Origin of the sequence: Pseudomonas sp. MYb327 (assembly GCF_040438925.1) — a bacterium.
Lineage (GTDB): Bacteria > Pseudomonadota > Gammaproteobacteria > Pseudomonadales > Pseudomonadaceae > Aquipseudomonas.
On record NZ_CP159258.1, the window covers coordinates 2,443,529 to 2,461,997 of the forward strand.

Here is an 18,469-nt window from a genome sequence, read left to right on the forward strand (position 1 = left end):
GTCAGAATTTTTCGGGAATTCGCCTGACGGGATAATCCGGATCTCGATAGCCGCCTGGCTTCTGCCGCTTGGGCAGGATCACTTTTTCGCGCGGGACATCCTCATACGGGATGCGACTGAGCAAATCGGTAATGATGTTCAGCCGCGCCCGGCGCTTGTCGTTCGAGTTGGCCACCAGCCATGGCGCGAACTCGGTGTCAGTCGCCTCGAACATGTCATCACGCGCCCGGGAATAGTCATACCAGCGGCTGTATGACTTGAGATCCATTGGCGTCAGCTTCCAGATTTTGCGCCCATCCTTGATGCGTGCCTCCAGCCGGCGAGTCTGCTCGTCGGCGCTGACTTCCAGCCAATACTTGAGCAGGATGACGCCCGAGTCGACGATTGCCCGTTCCACATTGGGTGCGGTTTTCAGGAACCCGGTCACCTGCTCCTCGCTGCAAAAACCCATCACCCGCTCGACGCCCGCACGGTTGTACCAACTGCGATCGAAGATCACCACTTCACCCGCCGCCGGCAGATGCGGCAAGTACCGCTGGACATACATCTGGCTCTTCTCACGATCCGTCGGCGCCGGCAACGCCACCACTCGAAATACCCGTGGACTCACCCGTTCAGTGATCGCCTTGATTGTCCCGCCCTTACCAGCGCCATCGCGCCCCTCGAAGACGATGCAAATCTTTATGCCCTTGGCCTTGACCCACTCCTGCAACTTGACCAGTTCAACGTGCAGAAGACGCAGCTGTTCCAGGTAATCCTTGTTCTTCAACTTCTGGTTCTCAGCCGCTTCACGCTTCGGGGCTTTCTTGTCCTTTGCCATGACCTGAACCTCACCCTTACAAATCAACGAAAGTTAAACAGCGTCGGTTGCGGCCTGCTCATCCGCCGAGGGCGATGATTGCGACGATCAGCACAGCACCGGTGATCGCCATCGCCAGTCCGCCAACCCAGGGTTTTGCCCCGGCATAACGCGCAAGAATCCAGCCAGCGATAAACAGCACCACCAGTCCGACCAGGTTGGACAGGCGTACGGCGAGCCCCGTCTCGTCGAGCAACAGAAATGGCACCACCAGCGGGAATGTCGAGACCACCACCAACAGGAAAACACCGATAGCGCCCTTGAAATCATCCCATCCAAGGCTTGGCGGAACCGGCATGAGTGAATGACTGATCAAACGTAGGCGCAGCGACTCCAATTCTTCTGTGCCCGCCGCAGCCATCAGTCGAGGCGGCAGCGCTTCGGCGATGAGCTTTTGCCCGGTGGCCGCGTCGACCCCGCCGCTCAACATGCCGAGCAACGTGCGGTTGCGCGTACGTTCGATCAGGGTTCGCAGTAAATACATCACCGCATCGGCAAGCCCCCAGGCGAGGTTGCAACCCAAAGCGGCGATCATCATCGTGCGTTCCTCTTCCTGGCCCGATGTCGCCACGCTGATGGTGCCGGTGAAGGTCATTGCCATCAGCAGGCCGAAGATCACTTCTGTCACACGGTCGACCGGATCCAGCACCCGGGCCCGCTTTTGTTCTCCAGTTCGTGGCATGCAGTCATCCTCGCCGCGGTAGCGCAATCCACTCCAGTGTAGTGTGAAAAGTCTTTTTCGCTTCCGGGGTCTCGAGCGTCACCGCAACGTATGGATAACGACTACGCTTTCGCGATTGAACCTCGTTTAGCTGGGAGATTGATGTGAGCGCCGCGCCCCTCTCCGAACTTGATGCCGCCCTGCCCGGCCTGGCCCGCAAGATCCGCGTGCTGGATGCACTGGCCTGGCCGGACGGGGTCGAGGAAGGGTTTTTGGCCAGTTGGCGCGCCGGGCATGCCGAGCTGCCCAAAGTCGAATTGCGCCCACGCGATCACAGCGCCGACATCGCCGCCCTCGAAACCTTTATCAGCCGTTGCGACGAGGGCCATCCGGCCGGGCGCCACCTCGCCATGACGGCACGTAGTTACGCCACTGCCGGGCACATGCTCGGCGCCATAGGTACGCCCGCCTTCACCCAGTATTCGTCAGCGCTCTATCGACGCCCGGATTTCTACTATCAACGCCTGAACCTGAGCATGCTGGACGCTGCCCGGTTTTTTCTCGATACCACCGACGCACTTCTGGGCGGTGCGCGGATTCCACCGTGCCCGGCCGATATTTCGGCCGAGGCTTTCGCGGCCTGGTTGAAGCCGGAACTGGACCAATTCTTCGGCCCCGGCAAGATCACCGTGGTACTCGACCCGTCCCTGGCTGCCAAAGCCATTGCCGGGTCGAGCCGCATTCGCCTGCGGGCCAGCGCCCTGTTCTCGGAACTGGACAAGAACCAGTTGTTGCAACACGAGGCTTTCGTGCATGTCGCGACGGCGCAAAACGGCGCACGGCAACCCAACCTGAAAAGCCTGGGCCTGGGAGCGCCACGCACGACCCAGACTCAAGAAGGCATCGCCACCCTCGCCGAACTGTTTACCGGCAGCATGGACATCAATCGCCTGCGGCGCCTTGCGCTGCGCGTGCTGGCGGTGCAGCAGGCGCTGGATGGCGCCGACTTCATTCAGGTTTTCGAGGGGTTTCTTGCTGCGGGTCAATCCCAGGAAGAATCCTTCCGATCGACCCAACGGGTATTCCGTGGTGCCGATTTGCGCGGAGGCTCGGCATTCACCAAGGACGCCGCCTACCTGACCGGTTTGCTGGGCGTGCACACGCTGCTGCGCATTGCCATTCGTGACAATCGACCGGAACTGGTGGGCTATCTGTTTGCCGGGCGCCTGAGTCTGGGAGACACCGTGCGCCTGGCCCCGCTGTTCGAGTCTGGCTGGTTGCAGGGGCCGCATCATCTACCGGCCTGGGCCTGCGATCTGCGTTTGCTCGCCGCAAACCTGGCCTTCTCTGCCTTTATTTCGCGGATCAAGCTGGATGTACTCGACGTGGAGGTACTCATGGCGTTCGCCGACGAGCACGAAACCGATGCCAGTGCCTAAACGCTTGCGACTTGATGCAAAATACCCCGCTAACTGTTGACCCAGACTGTCGCGTAATAGAAGTGCAACGAGAGCCGATATGAACACCCATTGTCAAAGATGTGATGCCACCGTGCCGCGGATCGAGCGGGAAGAAGACACTTGCTGCCTCGCCCATCAACAACCGTTGGTGACAGCATGATCGAGGTTACCGAGGTTTCCATTGCCCAGTTGCGTACTGCGCTCGAATCCGGTCAGACAACGGCGGTTGAGCTGGTTCAGGCCTATCTCGCCCGGATCGATGCCTACGACGGCGCCGACACAGCCACCGCACTCAATGCCGTGGTGGTACGCAACCCCGATGCGCTCACCGAAGCTCAAGCATCCGACGCGCGTCGGGCCAAAGGCGAAACGCTCGGCCCGCTCGATGGCATTCCCTACACAGCCAAGGACAGCTATTTGGTGAAGGGGCTTACCGCCGCTTCGGGCAGCCCGGCCTTCAAGGATCTGGTCGCCTATCGCGATGCGTTCACCATCGAACGGCTGCGCGGCGCAGGTGCCATTTGCCTGGGCAAAACCAACATGCCGCCGATGGCCAATGGCGGCATGCAGCGCGGTGTCTATGGCCGTGCCGAAAGCCCTTACAACGCGGGCTATCTCACTGCGCCCTTCGCCTCGGGTTCGTCGAATGGCGCCGGGACTGCTACTGCTGCCAGTTTCGCGGCTTTCGGTCTTGCCGAAGAAACCTGGTCCAGCGGTCGCGGCCCCGCCTCGAACAACGGCTTATGTGCCTACACGCCTTCGCGCGGCGTGATTTCGGTGCGCGGCAACTGGCCGTTGACGCCGACAATGGACGTGGTGGTGCCGTTCGCCAGAACCATGGCCGACCTGCTCGAAGTGCTCGACGTGGTGGTCGCGGAAGATCCAGATACCCGTGGCGATTTGTGGCGCTTGCAACCCTGGGTGCCGATTCCGAGCGTCGCCTCGGTGCGTCCTGCTTCTTATCTGGAGCTTGCGGCGATGCCCGACTCGCTCGCGGGCAAGCGTTTCGGCGTGCCGCGCATGTACATCAACGCCGACCCCGAAGCCGGCACCAGCGATGAGCCAGGAATCGGTGGCCCGACGGGGCAGAAAATCGTCACCCGCGATTCGGTGATCGGCCTGTGGCGAGAAGCCCGCAAGGCCCTCGAAGCCGCCGGTGCCGAAGTGATCGAGGTGGATTTCCCGCTGGTTTCCAATTGCGAAGGCGATCGTCCCGGTGCGCCGACGGTATTCAATCGCGGCATCGTCTCGAAAGAGTTCCTGCACCACGAGTTGTGGGACCTGACGGCCTGGGCGTTCGACGATTTTCTACAAGCCAATGGCGATCCGAAACTCAACCGTCTGGTGGACGTCGACGGCCCGCTGATTTTCCCGCACGACCCGGGCACGCTGCCCAATCGCGAAGGTGACCTCGCCGCGGGCATGGACGAGTACGTGAAGATGGCCGAGCGCGGTGTCACCCCTTGGGACCAAATCACCACGGTGCCTGACGGACTGCGCGGGCTTGAGAAGACCCGCAAGCTCGATCTTGAAGACTGGATGGATGGGCTGGGGCTCGACGCGGTGTTGTTCCCGACAGTCGCCGACGTTGCTCCGGCCAATGCCGATGTTGATCCAAAGTCTGCGGACATCGCCTGGAGCAACGGTGTATGGGTCGCCAACGGCAACCTCGCCATTCGGCACTTGGGTGTTCCGACCGTCACCGTGCCGATGGGCATCATGCCGGACATCGGCATGCCCGTTGGCCTGACATTCGCCGGTCGTGCCTATGATGATTCGGCGTTGCTGCGTTTTGCCGCGGCGTTTGAATCGACCGGGAGCAAGCGAATGATCCCGCCGCGCACCCCGCCGTTGAAAGCAGGCAAATAGTAGAAATGGCGGGATTGGGGCAGAACGCGCGCCAATCCCGCCAGATGATGAACCGCTCAGGGTAAAGACTTGAGCCTGATCGGATGGAATGGCAGCCGTACTCACAAATCTAATAAAAACAAGGAAATCCAACCTTGAAAATATCAACTGTGTGCGCGCTGGGCAGCTTGCTGGTTTCGGTAGCGGCGACTGCCAGCGGGGTCATCCCTGTTCTCGAACTCGACTTCACCCGGTCGGCGATTGAAACCCTGAAAAAACGCGGTATCGACGACGCTTGTATTGTCGCCGCTCCAAACCCTGACCAATTCACCTACTGCCGGGAAGGGTCGACCACGCTTTGGCAGTATCAAGCGCTGGACTTGGCGCAACACGCGAAAATCCAGAACGGCGAAAAACTGCCTGCCACGGAACTCGGGCGAATCACCATCGCGCAAGTCGACAGTGTTGCCTGTGAAGATGAACACTCCCCACCGTTGATCAGCGCCGCTATCACTCGCGGATTGGTCCTCGGTCTGATCGCTCTCCTCCTGCTGATTGCCTTGCGATACACCTACCGGGCAATCATGCACGGCTTCGAAGACCAACCCGAGCTTCCCGATCCTCGCTTGCAGCGATTCGACGAAACACTGTCTGCGCGAAACTCAACGGCAAAGGCACTGTTTACCTTCGGTATTGCTGCGGCGGTGGCCTTCGTTTACTTCGGCTATCTGATGCACTGAACAAGCACAAAGGCTGGACGGTTTCAAAGTCGGACTACAGCAGCGAAAGCGTGTAGTTGATGATGAAGCGACTTTGATCAACGTCCCGACCCGCCTCGGTGTTCGACTGGCCGTTACGCAGGGAGAAAGCCAGGTTCTTGAACGTACCCGACTGAATCACATAGTCCAGCACCATATCGCGCTCCCACTCCGATTGATCACTGGCGTTGTGGGCCTTGATGTCAGTGCCCTTCAGATAAACGATTGAAGCTTTCAGGCCCGGCACGCCCAGCGGTGCGAAGTCGTAGGCGTACTGACCAAAACTGGTTTGCTCCCCCGCGCGCGCAAAGTTCTGGATCATGCGGTCCGTAGGCAGATAGACGCTACCACCGCCCGCGCCTTTGTCCGGCAGATTGCCCTGGTTGGGCTGGACGAAATTGCTACCGTCACTGACTCGCTGATGCCCCAGCGTCACCGCGTGCCCGCCATTGGCATAGGTGATCATCGCGGCCCAAGTGCTGTTGTCGATTTCGCCATTGTTGTCATCGGTGTACCCCGAAACGCGATAACCCTGTGCCCGACCTGCTGCGCTGCTATTGGCGCCGCTGGACGTGGTGCGGAAGTAGCGCAGATCGGTGGTGATCGAACTGCCGCCGTCGATTGGCAGGATGTGGGTCAAGCCGAGGAAGTTCTGGTCGTAGAAATCCTCAAGCTGGGCGAAGTAATACTGGGCCTTCAGGGCTTTGGTAACCTCGTAGTCACCACCGGCGAAGTAGAACTTGTTGCTGTCCTGGGTGCCACCGGCGACTGACAGCCCGGTACGATCCGTCGAAGCGCGCCCCACGGCGTGTTCAAGCAAACCACTGGTGAGCGTCAGGCCCTCGATGTCCTTCGAGGTGATCTGGGTGCCGGTGAATGACTGCGGCAATACGCGGGCATCGTTCGAAATCAGGATCGGCAATTTTGGCAGCAGCGTCCCATAGCGCAGTTCGGTTTTGGCCAGGCGCATCTTCGCGGTGGGGCCAAAGCTACTCCATGTATCAGCCGCGCCGTCACCGTCCGAAGGAATCATACCGCTACCAACGTGGCGGCCAGCACCGCTGTCCAGCGTCACGCCAAGCAACGCCTGGGCATCAAGTCCGAAGCCGACTGCGCCTTGGGTAAACCCTGACTCATAACGCAGCACAAAACCCTGTGCGGTCTCCTCGGTTTTCGACGGGTCCGCGCTGCCGTCGCGGTTGTCGCTGTTGAAATACAAGGTCCGCATCGACAGCGTGGCTTTGCTGTCCTCCAGAAAACCGTGTGCGCCGGTGTCAGCCGCTTGCGCGCAGGTCGTGCCGGTGGCGAGAAGGAATAAGGTGGGGATTGCTCGCTTGAACATACGGTGCTCCTGGAAAGTTTCTTATTGTTTTGGATGTTTCGCCGCCATTGCTCAGGCCATGGGCGCCCGACGCTGGCGCTCAAAGGCCCGTCGAATGGGGCACATCGAAAATTTGTGAAACTCTTAAAACATTTCGAGGGGCGATTATCAAACGAGGTGAAAGTAGTTTTCGTGGAGGGATAAGGTTTGTCGTACAGAGGTATGGGCGGTCGCCATATTTGAAAATCGGGTCGGCGGTTTTTCATCACATCCTCGCTGTCGGTCCGGCAGTCGGGGTCGACCACACGCGCGTTTTCCAGTGATGACCGATATGCAACGGTTGCGTCCGCTAGCCGCCAACTGACAACTGGCCCGCGCCTTGCTTTGGCTGTTTATGCGCAACGGCGCGATCGGTAGCGGAGGTACTCATGACAGGGCAAGCGATGGTGACAGTACTCATCACTGCGTTAGTGGCAGTCGCGATCATCATGGCGGCGATATCCGCCGCGGCAGTGATAACGTTACTCACGGCATCAACATTCGCGTTAACCGGTGTCGTAGAAAAGGTCGCTCCCGAGACCGAGCTGCTGGCCGCGCTGGTCCTTGCGCCTGGCCAGGCCATGATCATGGCGGCCATGCAACTGGGCAGTCTGGCGACGATCATGGAGCTCATGCAGGACGTCAATCTGGTCATGATTTCGGCAACCTTATAGCCGAATAATCAAGCTGCCATGAGTGGTTCTTAACGCTTTTCCTGAAAAACGGAGCAGCGCCTGAAACTCCAATATGTTCCCCCCAAAAAACTAACCACATACAGGGCAATTCCCCAAAGTCGGGGGTAGTTTTGCGTTGGACGACTATGCTACCGGTGAGCTGCGACCGATTGCGGGGGACGCAATCCCGGCCTATGGTCCCAACCAGGATTTACCGCAAATGGCGCGATGACCCGCCGCTGGTTTCTGTCTTTCCAGTGGAACTCCACAGGAGGTGATGACATGCCAAACGACTCCCGCCCTGCCGTCCTCGAGCTGATCGGCAACACGCCACTGGTGCGTATCAGCCGCTTCGATACCGGGCCGTGCACGCTGTTTCTCAAGCTTGAATCGCAGAACCCCGGCGGCTCGATCAAGGACCGTATCGGGCTGGCAATGATCGACGCCGCCGAACGCGATGGCCGTCTCAAACCCGGCGGCACCATCGTCGAGGCCACCGCCGGCAACACCGGTCTGGGCCTGGCACTGGTTGGCCGTGCCAAGGGTTACCGAGTGGTACTGGTGGTGCCGGACAAGATGTCCACCGAGAAGGTCTTGCACTTGAAGGCCATGGGCGCCGAAGTGCACATCACTCGCTCCGATGTCGGTAAGGGTCATCACGACTACTACCAGGATGTGGCAGCGCGACTGGCGCAGGAAATTCCCGACGCCTTCTTCGCCGATCAATTCAACAACCCGGCCAACCCGCTGGCCCACGAATGCAGCACGGCGCCGGAAATCTGGGCGCAGACCCAGCATGATCTGGATGCCATCGTCGTCGGCGTCGGCTCCGCCGGTACCCTGACCGGGCTGACCCGTTTCTTCCAACGCGTGCAGCCGAACCTGACGATGGTGCTGGCCGACCCGATAGGTTCGGTGATGGCCGAGTACAGCCGCAGCGGCACCCTCGGCACGCCCGGTTCCTGGGCGGTCGAAGGCATTGGCGAGGACTTCATTCCTTCGATCGCCGACCTCTCCAGCGTGGGCCACGCCTATTCGATCAGCGACGAGGAGAGTTTCGATCATGCCCGCCAGTTGCTGCGCGCCGAAGGCATTCTCGGTGGCTCCTCGACCGGTACTCTGTTGGCCGCGGCGTTGCGTTATTGCCGCGAACAGACCGAGCCCAAGCGTGTGGTCAGCTTCGTCTGCGATACCGGCACCCGTTATCTGTCGAAGGTCTACAACGACCAGTGGATGAATGATCAGGGCCTGCTGCAGATCAAGCGCTACGGCGATCTTCGCGATTTGATCGCACGGCGCTTCGAAGACGGCCGGGTGATCAGCGCAGGCCCGGACGACACCCTGCTCACCGCATTCCAGCGCATGCGCCTGGCGGATGTATCTCAGTTGCCGGTGCTGGTGGAAGGCAAGCGTTTGATCGGCGTCATCGACGAGTCCGATATTTTGCTGCGCGTGCACCAGGACGCTTCGCAATTCCGGCAGACGGTGGCCAGTGCAATGACCGACAAACTACAAACCCTGCCGCCCGGCGCCAGCCTGGCCGAACTGCAGGCAGAACTCGATCGCGGGCTCGTGGCGATCATCGCAGACGCCTCGGGCTTCCACGGCCTGATTACCCGGGTCGACATGCTCAATCACCTTCGGAGATCCCTTGCATGAGTCAGCACGACAAAAACGCCGCACCCCGCGGCTTCGCCACTCGCGTGATCCACGCCGGCCAGACGCCGGACCCGACCACCGGGGCGTTGATGCCGCCGATTTATGCCAACTCCACTTATCTGCAGCAAAGCCCCGGCGTGCACAAAGGCTTCGACTACGGCCGCTCGCACAACCCGACGCGCTTTGCCCTGGAGCGTTGCGTGGCGGATCTCGAGGGCGGGACCCAGGGCTTCGCGTTTGCCTCCGGACTGGCGACGATCTCGACTGTGCTCGAACTGCTCGATGCGGGTTCGCACATCGTCTCGGGTAATGATCTGTACGGCGGCACCTTCCGTCTGTTCGACAAGGTGCGTCAACGCAGCGCCGGGCATCGCTTTAGCTTTGTCGACCTGACCGACCTTGCGGCCTTCGAAGCGGCGCTCCAGGACGACACGCGCATGGTGATGGTCGAGACACCGAGCAACCCCCTGCTGAGCCTCACCGACCTCGCCGCCATCGCCCGCATTTGCCGTTCACGCGGCATCATCTGTGTGGCCGACAACACCTTCGCCAGCCCCTATATTCAGCGCCCGCTGGAGCTGGGATTCGACATCGTGCTGCACTCGACCACCAAGTACCTGAACGGCCACTCCGACGTGATCGGCGGCATCGCCGTGGTCGGTCAAAACACAGAACTGGCCGAGCGCCTGGGTTTCCTGCAAAACGCCGTGGGCGCCATCGCCGGGCCATTCGACGCCTTTCTCACCCTGCGCGGCGTAAAAACCCTGGCGCTGCGCATGGAGCGACACTGCAGCAATGCGCTGGACCTGGCGCAATGGCTGGAGCGTCAGCCGCAAGTGGCGCACGTCTACTATCCGGGCCTGCCCTCGCACCCGCAGCACGAACTGGCGCGGCAGCAAATGCGGGGATTCGGCGGGATGATTTCGGTCGACCTGAACACCGACCTGGCGGGCTCCTGGCGCTTCCTTGAAAACGTACAGATCTTCGCCCTGGCCGAAAGCCTTGGCGGCGTGGAAAGCCTGATCGAACATCCGGCAATCATGACTCACGCCACCATCCCCGTGGAAACCCGCGCGCAACTGGGCATCGGTGACGCGCTGGTACGCTTGTCGGTGGGGGTCGAGGATGTAGAAGATTTGCGCGCGGATCTGGCCCAGGCGTTGGCGCGGATTTAGGCATGGATTGATGTGGCCCGGTATGACGGGCCACTTTCACTTCACTGCTCGGGTTATGAAATGCTGGGCTCTACGATTCTGAGCCAAGACCATCGCGCCCGATAACTTTTCGCCTTCTGCTCGAACAGTTCTGGCTTGGGGTTTTTCGGATTGATACGAAGCAGCCCGAACTCCGTGTCACCCAAGCCATTCGGCACGTAGACTTCGCCGGTTGCGACATCAAGCCCCATGCACGTACCCGCAATCAGGTAGCGATCAATCCCGTCCCTGGTCGACTGTAGCTGAGGATAGGCACCGCCAAACCGCTGGCCGTACCAAAGGTGAACGCGGGCCTGGTTCTTGATTTCGACGTTAACGTCGAGATCCTTGAACAGACGCTGAGCGGCCTGGATGACCTCGTTCTCGGCCTCCCAGGACAGATCTTCATCGAAGTAAAAGACGTCGTAATCCTTCACGCCCCACGCGGGCGGCAGGTTCGACTGATGATTCCACACCGCTTGAAACAGGCAACCGGCGGTGAGCATGCATTGATTCAAACCCAGTGATGGCAAGCGTTTGGCAATCTCGACGTTTACCGGGTTGGTCATTGCGATGCTGAGCAGGTCTTCGACGGTCAATGTCATGTTCGTCCCTTTGTCATCGATCTGATCCAAAGGACAGACAATACCTCAGGTCGGCGAAATGGTCGCGAGCACGCCGATCAAGATAGTCAGCACCAGAAAACCACCCAGAAAAATCGCCATCTTGCCCATAAGGCCTCCTACAGTTTAAAGGTGCGGTGCAACCGCTGTTGCGACTGCGGACCGTGCCGATATTGTGCGGCGCAGGCCGTGTGCATTACAGAGGCAGAAAGCGCTGAAAAATACGGATCAGATGAAAACCCGGCCATGAAACAGCGCCAAAACCCGGAAGCTTCGCCATACCTGTAGGAGCCGGCTTGCTGGCGATAGACGCAAGTACAGGCTTTCGTGATTCCTAAGAACCATAAAAAAACCCGCTGACCGTTACCGGTTCAGCGGGTGTTTTTTATTGCGGATCAGCTAATCCTGATGCCCCAGTCACAAGCTGGGGCAGCCGGATCACAGCGCCATATCAGTCGAGGCGTTCTCTTTCACTGCCTTGGGCTTTTCAGCCGGAGCAGCAGCCGGAGCCACCATCTCGCCAATCACCGGCGGCGGAGTCAGTTCAAGCACCTTGGCGGTGTAGGCCCATTCCTCAGCGACTTTCGCCGGATTGTTGTTCAGTTGAGTGCCATAGCTTGGCACGATCTGGTGCAGTTTTTCCTGCCACGCTGGGGTCGCAACCTTGTCTTTGAAGACTTTCTGCAGCACGGTCAGCATGATCGGCGCAGCGGTCGAAGCGCCTGGGGATGCGCCCAGCAGGCCGGCGATGCTGCCGTCTTGCGAAGCGACGATTTCAGTGCCCAGTTTCAGCACGCCACCGGCGGCTTCATCACGCTTGATGATTTGCACGCGTTGGCCCGCTTGCCACAAACGCCAGTCTTCGGCTTTGGCGTTCGGGAAGTATTCTTTCAGCGCGTTGAGGCGGTCTTCATCCGACAGCATCAGTTGACCCGCAAGGTACTCGACCAGCGGATATTCCTTGATGCCAACCTTGGTCATCGGCCACACGTTGTGCGTGGTCGTGGTGGTCAGCAGGTCCAGGTACGAGCCTTCCTTCAGGAACTTGGTGCTGAAGGTCGCGAATGGGCCAAACAGGATGACGCGCTTACCGTCCAGCACGCGAGTGTCCAGGTGCGGAACCGACATCGGCGGTGCGCCCACCGAAGCTTTACCGTAGGCCTTGGCCAGGTGCTGCTCGGCGATGGTCGGGTTTTCGGTCACGAGGAACGAGCCGCCTACCGGGAAACCGGCGTATTCCTTGGCTTCAGGAATGCCCGATTTTTGCAGCAGGTGCAGAGCACCACCACCGGCGCCGATGAACACGAACTTGGCGTCGGTTTCGGATTTGCTGCCGTCTTTCAGGTTTTTGTAGCTGACGCGCCAGGTGCCGTCTGCGTTCTTGGTGATGTCCTGCACTTCACTGGACAGCTTCAAGTCGAATTTCGGCGTGGTTTGCAAGTGAGCAACGAACTGACGGGTAATTTCGCCGAAGTTCACGTCAGTGCCGATTGGCGACCAGGTAGCCGCGATTTTCTGGTTCGGGTCACGCCCTTCCATCATCAGCGGGACCCACTTCTTGATCACAGCCGGGTCTTCGGAGTACTGCATGCCGGCAAACAACGGACTTGCTTGCAGGGCTTCGTAGCGCTTTTTCAGGAACTTGATGTTGTCATCGCCCCACACAAAGCTCATGTGCGGAGTGGAGTTGATGAACGAACGCGGGTTCTTCAGCACGCCTTGCTGAACCTGCCAGGCCCAGAACTGACGGGAGATCTGGAAAGCTTCGTTGATTTCAACGGCTTTCGGAATCGAGACTTTGCCGTTCTCGTCTTCCGGGGTGTAGTTCAACTCGGCCAGGGCAGAGTGACCGGTACCGGCGTTGTTCCAGCCGTTGGAGCTTTCCAGGGCGACGCCGTCGAGGCGCTCGATCATTTCCATCGAAGTGCCGGGTTCCAGCTCATTGAGCCAGACGCCGAGGGTCGCGCTCATGATGCCGCCGCCGATCAACAGCACGTCGACTTTCTTGGCTTCTTCGGCCTGGGCTGTCGTCATCCCCAACGACAAGGCCAGCCCCAGCAGGGCCGTGTTCATTTTCTTAAACATCTGTAGCACCTATGATAAAACGCCATCCGCCCTTCCCTCTTCACTCACGAGCCCGTGTTTTCACGGCATTCAGGCAGGACGTCGTGGATGCTCGCACATGAAGATTGGAGGGTGGGCACACAAGGCCGACTGACTGCATCGACCCCAGTTATATGTCCCTTCTGAACTGACTTTTTATCTTTTTTGGCTTCAGCTACTTGAGCGACAGTGATTCTGTTCACCCGTCTCAAGGACAGGAAAACTGAATAGGTCAAACCAAGTTGGGGCGAAGAATATCACGACATGGCAAACCCGCGCGTCTGTTCACGACTGGTTGGTCTGGATGCGCGTCGGGTCACCCGATCGCAATGCACGCTCGAACCGGTAGGAGCCGGCTTGCTGGCGAAGGCGGCCATGAACGTTGTATCGCCATTGAGGATGCCTCGCTGGCAAGCCAGCGCATACAGGTTACGGCGTACGGGCGACTATACTCAGTGGTCTTCAATCGAGTGTGTGAGGAGCAGTCATGAGCGATAAAGACGATCTGCGCAAATATTCCTCCCAAGTGATCGACGGCGTGGAGGCCGCGCCCGCCCGCGCCATGCTGCGCGCCGTGGGCTTCACCGACGAAGACTTCAAGAAACCGCAGATCGGCATCGCCTCCACCTGGGCGATGGTTACGCCCTGCAACATGCACATCGACAAGCTCGCGATCGAAGCTGAAAAAGGCGCCAATGCCGCCGGTGCCAAAGGGGTGATCTTCAACACCATCACCATTTCCGACGGCATCGCCAACGGCACCGAAGGCATGAAGTATTCACTGGTGTCCCGTGAGGTAATTGCCGATTCCATTGAAGTGGTGGTCGGCTGCGAGGGCTTTGACGGGCTGGTAACCGTAGGCGGTTGTGACAAGAACATGCCGGGCTGCCTGATCGGCATGGCGCGCCTGAATCGCCCTTCGATATTCGTCTACGGCGGCACCATTCGGCCCGGCGCTGGCCACACCGACATCATTTCCGTGTTTGAGGCTGTCGGTCAGCACGCGCGCGGCGATATCAACGAAATCCAGGTCAAGCAGATTGAGGAAGTGGCGATTCCCGGCCCGGGCTCCTGCGGCGGCATGTACACCGCCAACACCATGGCCTCGGCCATTGAGGCGCTGGGCATGAGCTTGCCCGGTTCGAGCTCCCAGGATGCGGTCAGCAGTGACAAGGCTTCCGACAGTTTTCGGGCTGGTCAGCAGGTGATGGAACTGCTCAAGCTCGACCTCAAACCGCGCGACATCATGACCCGCAAGGCCTTCGAAAACGCAATTCGCGTAGTCATCGCCCTCGCCGGCTCGACCAACGCCGTGTTGCACCTGTTGGCCATGGCCAATGCCGTGGATGTTGAACTGACCCTCGACGACTTCGTCGAGCTGGGCAAGGTTTCACCGGTAGTGGCCGACTTGCGCCCCAGCGGCAAATACATGATGAGCGAACTGGTGGCCATCGGCGGCATCCAGCCCTTGATGAAGCGCATGTTGGCAGCCGGCATGCTGCACGGTGACGTGCTCACCGTGACCGGCAAAACCCTGGCGGAAAACCTCGAAAACGTAGCCGATTACCCTGCCGGTCAAGATGTGATCCTGCCCTTTGATCAGCCGATCAAGAAGGACTCGCACCTGGTTATCCTGCGCGGCAACCTCTCGCCTACCGGTGCCGTGGCAAAGATCACCGGCAAGGAAGGCCTGCGCTTTGAAGGCACGGCGCGGGTTTATCACGGTGAAGAAGGCGCACTGGCCGGCATTCTCAATGGCGAAGTGCAGGCAGGCGATGTCATCGTGATTCGCTATGAAGGTCCCAAGGGCGGCCCGGGCATGCGGGAGATGCTATCGCCGACTTCGGCGGTCATGGGCAAAGGCTTGGGCAAGGATGTGGCGTTGATTACCGATGGCCGCTTTTCCGGCGGTTCCCATGGCTTTGTGGTGGGGCATATCACGCCCGAGGCGTTTGAAGGCGGACCGATTGCGCTGATCGAAAACGGTGACCGGATCACCATCGATGCTGAAACCCGGCAGATTACGGTGGATGTGTCCGACACCGATCTGGCCGAGCGCAAGAGCCGCTGGGTCAGGCCGGAATCGAAGTACAAGCGCGGGGTTTTGGCCAAGTATGCGAAGACGGTGTCCAGTGCTTCGGAGGGCGCGGTGACGGATAAGTACCTTTAAATTCGGTGCGGCGACTTCACACCAGCGTGACGGGTGCCGCAGACAGGCGACAACGACGAGAGACGGCGACCAGCGTCCCCACCAGTAACAGCGCCCGCAGGTTTTCCAGCGCCCAGTCGACTCGGCTGCGTGGCGAATAGCCCAATGCAATGACGACAAGCATGAAGAGAATCAGCAACGTCAGTTCGTCTCATGGATGAGCCTTGGGCGGCATGAGTCGAGTTCCTCGAAACCGGGCACCTTGACATCAAAACAACTACCGACTTTTAACTTCGAGACGAACGCGTGGCGCAAGTTCGCTTTGCTACTTCGTCCCATGCGAGGTTGTACGATGACCGATAAGTCGCTATGTTTTCATCGGTCCGTTCACCCACAACAACAAGGAAACATCATGAAAAAAGCAAGCGTGTTGATTGGTTTTCTGTGCCTCTTCAGTGGCTACGTCGCCGCTACCCCAGCTTCCAGCGACAAGGACGTGGCGCAAGCCGTCGACCAGTTGACCCAGGCGATGTTGCATAAGGATATTCATGAACTGAACGCGTTGACTGCCGAAAACCTCACCTACGGGCACTCCAGCGGCACCATTCAGGACAAGAAAGCCTTTATCGCCGATATCGAAACCGGCAAAAGCGCATTCAAGACCCTTGAAATGCAGAACCAGACCATCACCGTTTCCGGCGATGTCGCGCTGGTCCGCCACCACTTCTCAGCCCAGGCACTTAAAGGCACCGAGGTGATCCCGACTGAAATCGAAAACTTCCAGATCTGGCAAAAGCAGCATGGGAAATGGCTGTTGGTAGGACGTCAGGCGTTCAGATTCTGATGTTTGGTTGATCCTCCGAAAAACCTTCGTGGCTGACCGGGAAGCGGTCTTGATCTTCGTGAAATAGAATTCGCTTTCCCGGTACCCGTACGCCGTCCGCTTGATGGCGTCTAATCGTTTGTCTCCCCTCTGCACTGGGTTCGAGCCATGTCGCAGAATTGAACATTCTGCACACGCCTCAGCGATCTAAAGGCTGAAAATGTCAGATATTTCAGAGCCTGTCGTAGGCGTGTTCCCAAACCTTTCCGCGGCCCTCAGACAGTTCTGGATCGCTGCTATACCCCCTGTTGATACTTCGTTTTTAGCGAATCAATTGGCAGGAGCATCAAGTGACGGCACTCCAGGATGGGGAAAAGCCAGTTCTCGAAAGCGCGCCATCGTTGCGTGTCATACACCGGCTACTTGTTCGTACAGTGACGATTTTCGCCTTGGCATTCGCCGCTGGCGGTTGTGTTTTCGCACCGGCACAAAGCTTTACCTTGCAGGCTGACGTGCCAGCGGATTTTCGAGTTAAGGCGGACGCTTATTACGTGCCGGCCACCGGCGAGACCTGTGAAGCCCCACCGCGAAAACGCGGGGAAGTGGCGCCGAATCGCAAGTTCTTCAAAAGTGAATACCAGAGCGTTGCGCGCACGGCGGAGTTCCAGATTCCGCTGACTACGCGCGCGGGGGGCTGTCCGCTGGTGTTGAGGAGTGTGAGGTTAAACCTCGATGCGAAGTGGGGCACGCGTTGGTCCGACATCAGCGGCGACTTTGCCAGCCTTTCCTTTCGCGACGTTCTTGGGGCTGATTTTCCAGACTTTCCCGGCTCAGGAACTCTGGAGTTTCAGGGGCAATGCCAGTGGTTGTTTCGTACCGCTACCTCTACAAGAGGCATTTTAAAGATCTTTCATTGTCGAGCTGTGGGCGCTGACGGGCAGATGGTGAAACACATGGCGGGCGGAGTGTTGCAGCGCGATCACTTGCCAGGCAGGACGGTGAGGATGGTGTTCAAGATGGCGGCTGAGGAGCGGCCCGCCGGGCAAGACAAATGGGTTCGCTTTCCTAATGGCTGGAAACGTTGTTTTGGCGAAAGTCTTGAAGACCAATACGCGTTCTGTAACGGCAATACCACCGATTTCAAGTCTTTCAAAATGCCGGATGGCCGCGAGTGCAGCGTTTATCCCAATTGCACTGAATAAGGGAGCAACACCATGACAGACAAGGAACACGTCGAGAGCTGCTTTAGCAGCAAAATGTTGGCCTGCCCGCTGCGAGGGCATTGGACGAGTTTTCGCCTGGTTGACGAGCAAGATAATGGGCGGTTGGACGGTGAGGGTTTTGCAAGGATGCAAATTCACTAGCGTGGACCGATGGTGTTAACGATGGACAAACCACATTTGCGTACTTCTTTTTTCAGCGGATCAGTTGGTAGGAGCATCAAATGACGGCACTCCAGGACGGGGAAAAGTCAGTTTTCAACAACGCGCGAACGCTGCGTTCCAGGTACCGGAAACTGGCTCGCGCAATGGTAATCAGCACTTTGGCGTTCGCCACTGGCGGTTGTGTTTTCGCACCGGCACAAAGCTTTACCTTGCAGGCCGACGTGCCAGCGGATTTTCGGGTCAAGGCGGACGCTTATTACGTGCCGGCCACCGGCGAAACTTGCGAAGCCCCACCGCGCAAACGCGGGGAAGTGGCGCCGAATCGCAAGTTCTTCAAAAGCGAATTCCAGAACGTTGCGCGCACGGCGGAGTTTCAGATTCCGCTGACTACGCGTGCGGGGGGCTGTCCGCTGGTGTTAAGGAGTTTGAAGTTGAATCTGCGGGCGAAATGGGGACCAGATCGTTGGGATACTGATGGTGACTTTGCAAGTCTTTCTTTTCGTGACGTTCTTGGGGCTGATTTTTCAGCGCTTCCCGGCTCGGGGGCTCAGGAGTTTCAGGGGCAATGCCAGTGGTTGTTTCGCACCGTCAGCACCACACGGATCATTGTAAAAATCCTGCATTGTCGCGCCACCGGTGCGGACGGGCAGATGGTGAAACACATGGCGGGCGGAGTGTTGCAGCGCGATCAGTTGCCAGGCAGAACGGTGAGGATGGTGTTCAAGATGGCGGAGCAGGAAGCCCCTTATTTTGATTTGTATTGGTTCAAAACAGCGGGCGGCTGGAAACCCTGTGGAGGCGTATGGGGCCGAGATATCGAAGAGCTCTGTCTGGATCCACCTCAGTTCAAGGATTTCAAAATGCCGGACGGCAGAACCTGCACTGTCTACCCCAACTGCACTGAATAAGGGAGC

General features: G+C 58.9%; 15 protein-coding genes and 1 pseudogene. 10 read left to right on the plus strand and 6 right to left on the minus strand.

From position 1 onward, the window contains the following. Nucleotide 1: 1 nt before the first annotated feature. Nucleotides 2-820: a polyphosphate kinase 2 gene (gene ppk2 / locus ABVN21_RS10910; RefSeq protein ID WP_339552091.1), complete on the minus strand. Its 819-nt coding sequence runs from the start codon at nt 818-820 to the stop codon at nt 2-4. A gap of 58 nt (nt 821-878) precedes the next feature. Further along, nucleotides 879-1,541 carry a hypothetical protein gene (locus tag ABVN21_RS10915; protein ID WP_339552092.1) on the minus strand — a complete coding sequence of 221 codons (663 nt, stop codon included), beginning with the start codon at nt 1,539-1,541 and terminating at the stop codon, nt 879-881. A gap of 143 nt (nt 1,542-1,684) precedes the next feature. Here ABVN21_RS10915 and ABVN21_RS10920 point away from each other — a divergent pair, with 143 nt between their 5' ends. The 3 genes from ABVN21_RS10920 (at nt 1,685) to ABVN21_RS10930 (ending at nt 5,568) form a co-directional block, all read left to right on the plus strand. Further along, nucleotides 1,685-2,959 carry a flavohemoglobin expression-modulating QEGLA motif protein gene (locus ABVN21_RS10920; protein WP_339552093.1) on the plus strand — a complete coding sequence of 425 codons (1,275 nt, stop codon included), beginning with the start codon at nt 1,685-1,687 and terminating at the stop codon, nt 2,957-2,959. A gap of 177 nt (nt 2,960-3,136) precedes the next feature. Continuing rightward, on the plus strand, nt 3,137-4,849 hold the full coding sequence (locus ABVN21_RS10925; RefSeq protein WP_339552094.1) for an amidase: 1,713 nt from the start codon (nt 3,137-3,139) through the stop codon (nt 4,847-4,849). A 134-nt stretch (nt 4,850-4,983) separates the two neighbouring features. Next, nucleotides 4,984-5,568 carry a hypothetical protein gene (locus tag ABVN21_RS10930; RefSeq protein ID WP_339552095.1) on the plus strand — a complete coding sequence of 195 codons (585 nt, stop codon included), beginning with the start codon at nt 4,984-4,986 and terminating at the stop codon, nt 5,566-5,568. A 34-nt stretch (nt 5,569-5,602) separates the two neighbouring features. On the opposite strand, the gene ABVN21_RS10935 is transcribed toward ABVN21_RS10930, so the two are convergent. After that, nucleotides 5,603-6,928 carry an OprD family porin gene (locus ABVN21_RS10935; protein WP_339552096.1) on the minus strand — a complete coding sequence of 442 codons (1,326 nt, stop codon included), beginning with the start codon at nt 6,926-6,928 and terminating at the stop codon, nt 5,603-5,605. A 407-nt stretch (nt 6,929-7,335) separates the two neighbouring features. On the opposite strand from ABVN21_RS10935, the gene ABVN21_RS10940 reads away from it, so the two are divergent. The 3 genes from ABVN21_RS10940 (at nt 7,336) to ABVN21_RS10950 (ending at nt 10,454) form a co-directional block, all read left to right on the plus strand. Then, entirely contained in the window at nt 7,336-7,620 is a 285-nt protein-coding gene (locus tag ABVN21_RS10940) for a hypothetical protein (RefSeq protein WP_339552097.1), read from the plus strand. Between the two features lie 282 nt (nt 7,621-7,902). Beyond that, nucleotides 7,903-9,279: a cystathionine beta-synthase gene (locus ABVN21_RS10945; RefSeq protein ID WP_339552098.1), complete on the plus strand. Its 1,377-nt coding sequence runs from the start codon at nt 7,903-7,905 to the stop codon at nt 9,277-9,279. After that, a complete protein-coding gene (locus ABVN21_RS10950; RefSeq protein WP_339552099.1) occupies nt 9,276-10,454 on the plus strand; it encodes a PLP-dependent aspartate aminotransferase family protein in 1,179 nt (392 codons plus the stop codon). Before ABVN21_RS10945 ends, ABVN21_RS10950 begins: the two co-directional genes overlap by 4 nt. 53 nt (nt 10,455-10,507) lie before the next feature. Here ABVN21_RS10950 and ABVN21_RS10955 read toward each other — a convergent pair whose 3' ends face one another. Next, complete coding sequence (locus ABVN21_RS10955; protein ID WP_339552100.1) at nt 10,508-11,077, minus strand: nucleotidyltransferase family protein; 570 nt, start codon at nt 11,075-11,077, stop codon at nt 10,508-10,510. A gap of 456 nt (nt 11,078-11,533) precedes the next feature. Then, entirely contained in the window at nt 11,534-13,180 is a 1,647-nt protein-coding gene (gene mqo, locus ABVN21_RS10960) for a malate dehydrogenase (quinone) (protein ID WP_339552101.1), read from the minus strand. A 505-nt stretch (nt 13,181-13,685) separates the two neighbouring features. Between mqo and ilvD the strand changes: the two genes are divergently transcribed. Then, nucleotides 13,686-15,368 carry a dihydroxy-acid dehydratase gene (gene ilvD, locus ABVN21_RS10965; protein ID WP_339552102.1) on the plus strand — a complete coding sequence of 561 codons (1,683 nt, stop codon included), beginning with the start codon at nt 13,686-13,688 and terminating at the stop codon, nt 15,366-15,368. A gap of 19 nt (nt 15,369-15,387) precedes the next feature. Here the strand turns inward: ilvD and ABVN21_RS10970 are convergent. Beyond that, nucleotides 15,388-15,531 (minus strand): annotated as a pseudogene (locus ABVN21_RS10970) (DUF2238 domain-containing protein); the annotation flags it as partial. Nucleotides 15,532-15,759: 228 nt separating this feature from the next. On the opposite strand from ABVN21_RS10970, the gene ABVN21_RS10975 reads away from it, so the two are divergent. The 3 genes from ABVN21_RS10975 (at nt 15,760) to ABVN21_RS10985 (ending at nt 18,463) form a co-directional block, all read left to right on the plus strand. Then, nucleotides 15,760-16,191, plus strand: coding sequence for a nuclear transport factor 2 family protein (locus ABVN21_RS10975; RefSeq protein ID WP_339552103.1), 432 nt, complete (start codon nt 15,760-15,762; stop codon nt 16,189-16,191). A 329-nt stretch (nt 16,192-16,520) separates the two neighbouring features. After that, nucleotides 16,521-17,372: a hypothetical protein gene (locus ABVN21_RS10980; protein ID WP_339552104.1), complete on the plus strand. Its 852-nt coding sequence runs from the start codon at nt 16,521-16,523 to the stop codon at nt 17,370-17,372. Between the two features lie 242 nt (nt 17,373-17,614). Further along, nucleotides 17,615-18,463, plus strand: coding sequence for a hypothetical protein (locus ABVN21_RS10985; RefSeq protein ID WP_339552105.1), 849 nt, complete (start codon nt 17,615-17,617; stop codon nt 18,461-18,463). The last annotated feature ends 6 nt before the right edge of the window (nt 18,464-18,469 follow it).

Excerpts from the sequence above, each read along its gene's own strand:
- mqo (WP_339552101.1), bottom strand. The coding sequence starts at position 13,180 with ATGTTTAAGAAAATGAACACGGCCCTGCTGGGGCTGGCCTTGTCGTTG.
- ABVN21_RS10985 (WP_339552105.1), top strand. The coding sequence starts at position 17,615 with ATGACGGCACTCCAGGACGGGGAAAAGTCAGTTTTCAACAACGCGCGA.
- ppk2 (WP_339552091.1), bottom strand. The coding sequence starts at position 820 with ATGGCAAAGGACAAGAAAGCCCCGAAGCGTGAAGCGGCTGAGAACCAG.
- ABVN21_RS10925 (WP_339552094.1), top strand. The coding sequence starts at position 3,137 with ATGATCGAGGTTACCGAGGTTTCCATTGCCCAGTTGCGTACTGCGCTC.
- ABVN21_RS10950 (WP_339552099.1), top strand. The coding sequence starts at position 9,276 with ATGAGTCAGCACGACAAAAACGCCGCACCCCGCGGCTTCGCCACTCGC.
- ilvD (WP_339552102.1), top strand. The coding sequence starts at position 13,686 with ATGAGCGATAAAGACGATCTGCGCAAATATTCCTCCCAAGTGATCGAC.
- ABVN21_RS10940 (WP_339552097.1), top strand. The coding sequence starts at position 7,336 with ATGACAGGGCAAGCGATGGTGACAGTACTCATCACTGCGTTAGTGGCA.
- ABVN21_RS10975 (WP_339552103.1), top strand. The coding sequence starts at position 15,760 with ATGAAAAAAGCAAGCGTGTTGATTGGTTTTCTGTGCCTCTTCAGTGGC.
- ABVN21_RS10935 (WP_339552096.1), bottom strand. The coding sequence starts at position 6,928 with ATGTTCAAGCGAGCAATCCCCACCTTATTCCTTCTCGCCACCGGCACG.
- ABVN21_RS10915 (WP_339552092.1), bottom strand. The coding sequence starts at position 1,541 with ATGCCACGAACTGGAGAACAAAAGCGGGCCCGGGTGCTGGATCCGGTC.
- ABVN21_RS10945 (WP_339552098.1), top strand. The coding sequence starts at position 7,903 with ATGCCAAACGACTCCCGCCCTGCCGTCCTCGAGCTGATCGGCAACACG.
- ABVN21_RS10955 (WP_339552100.1), bottom strand. The coding sequence starts at position 11,077 with ATGACATTGACCGTCGAAGACCTGCTCAGCATCGCAATGACCAACCCG.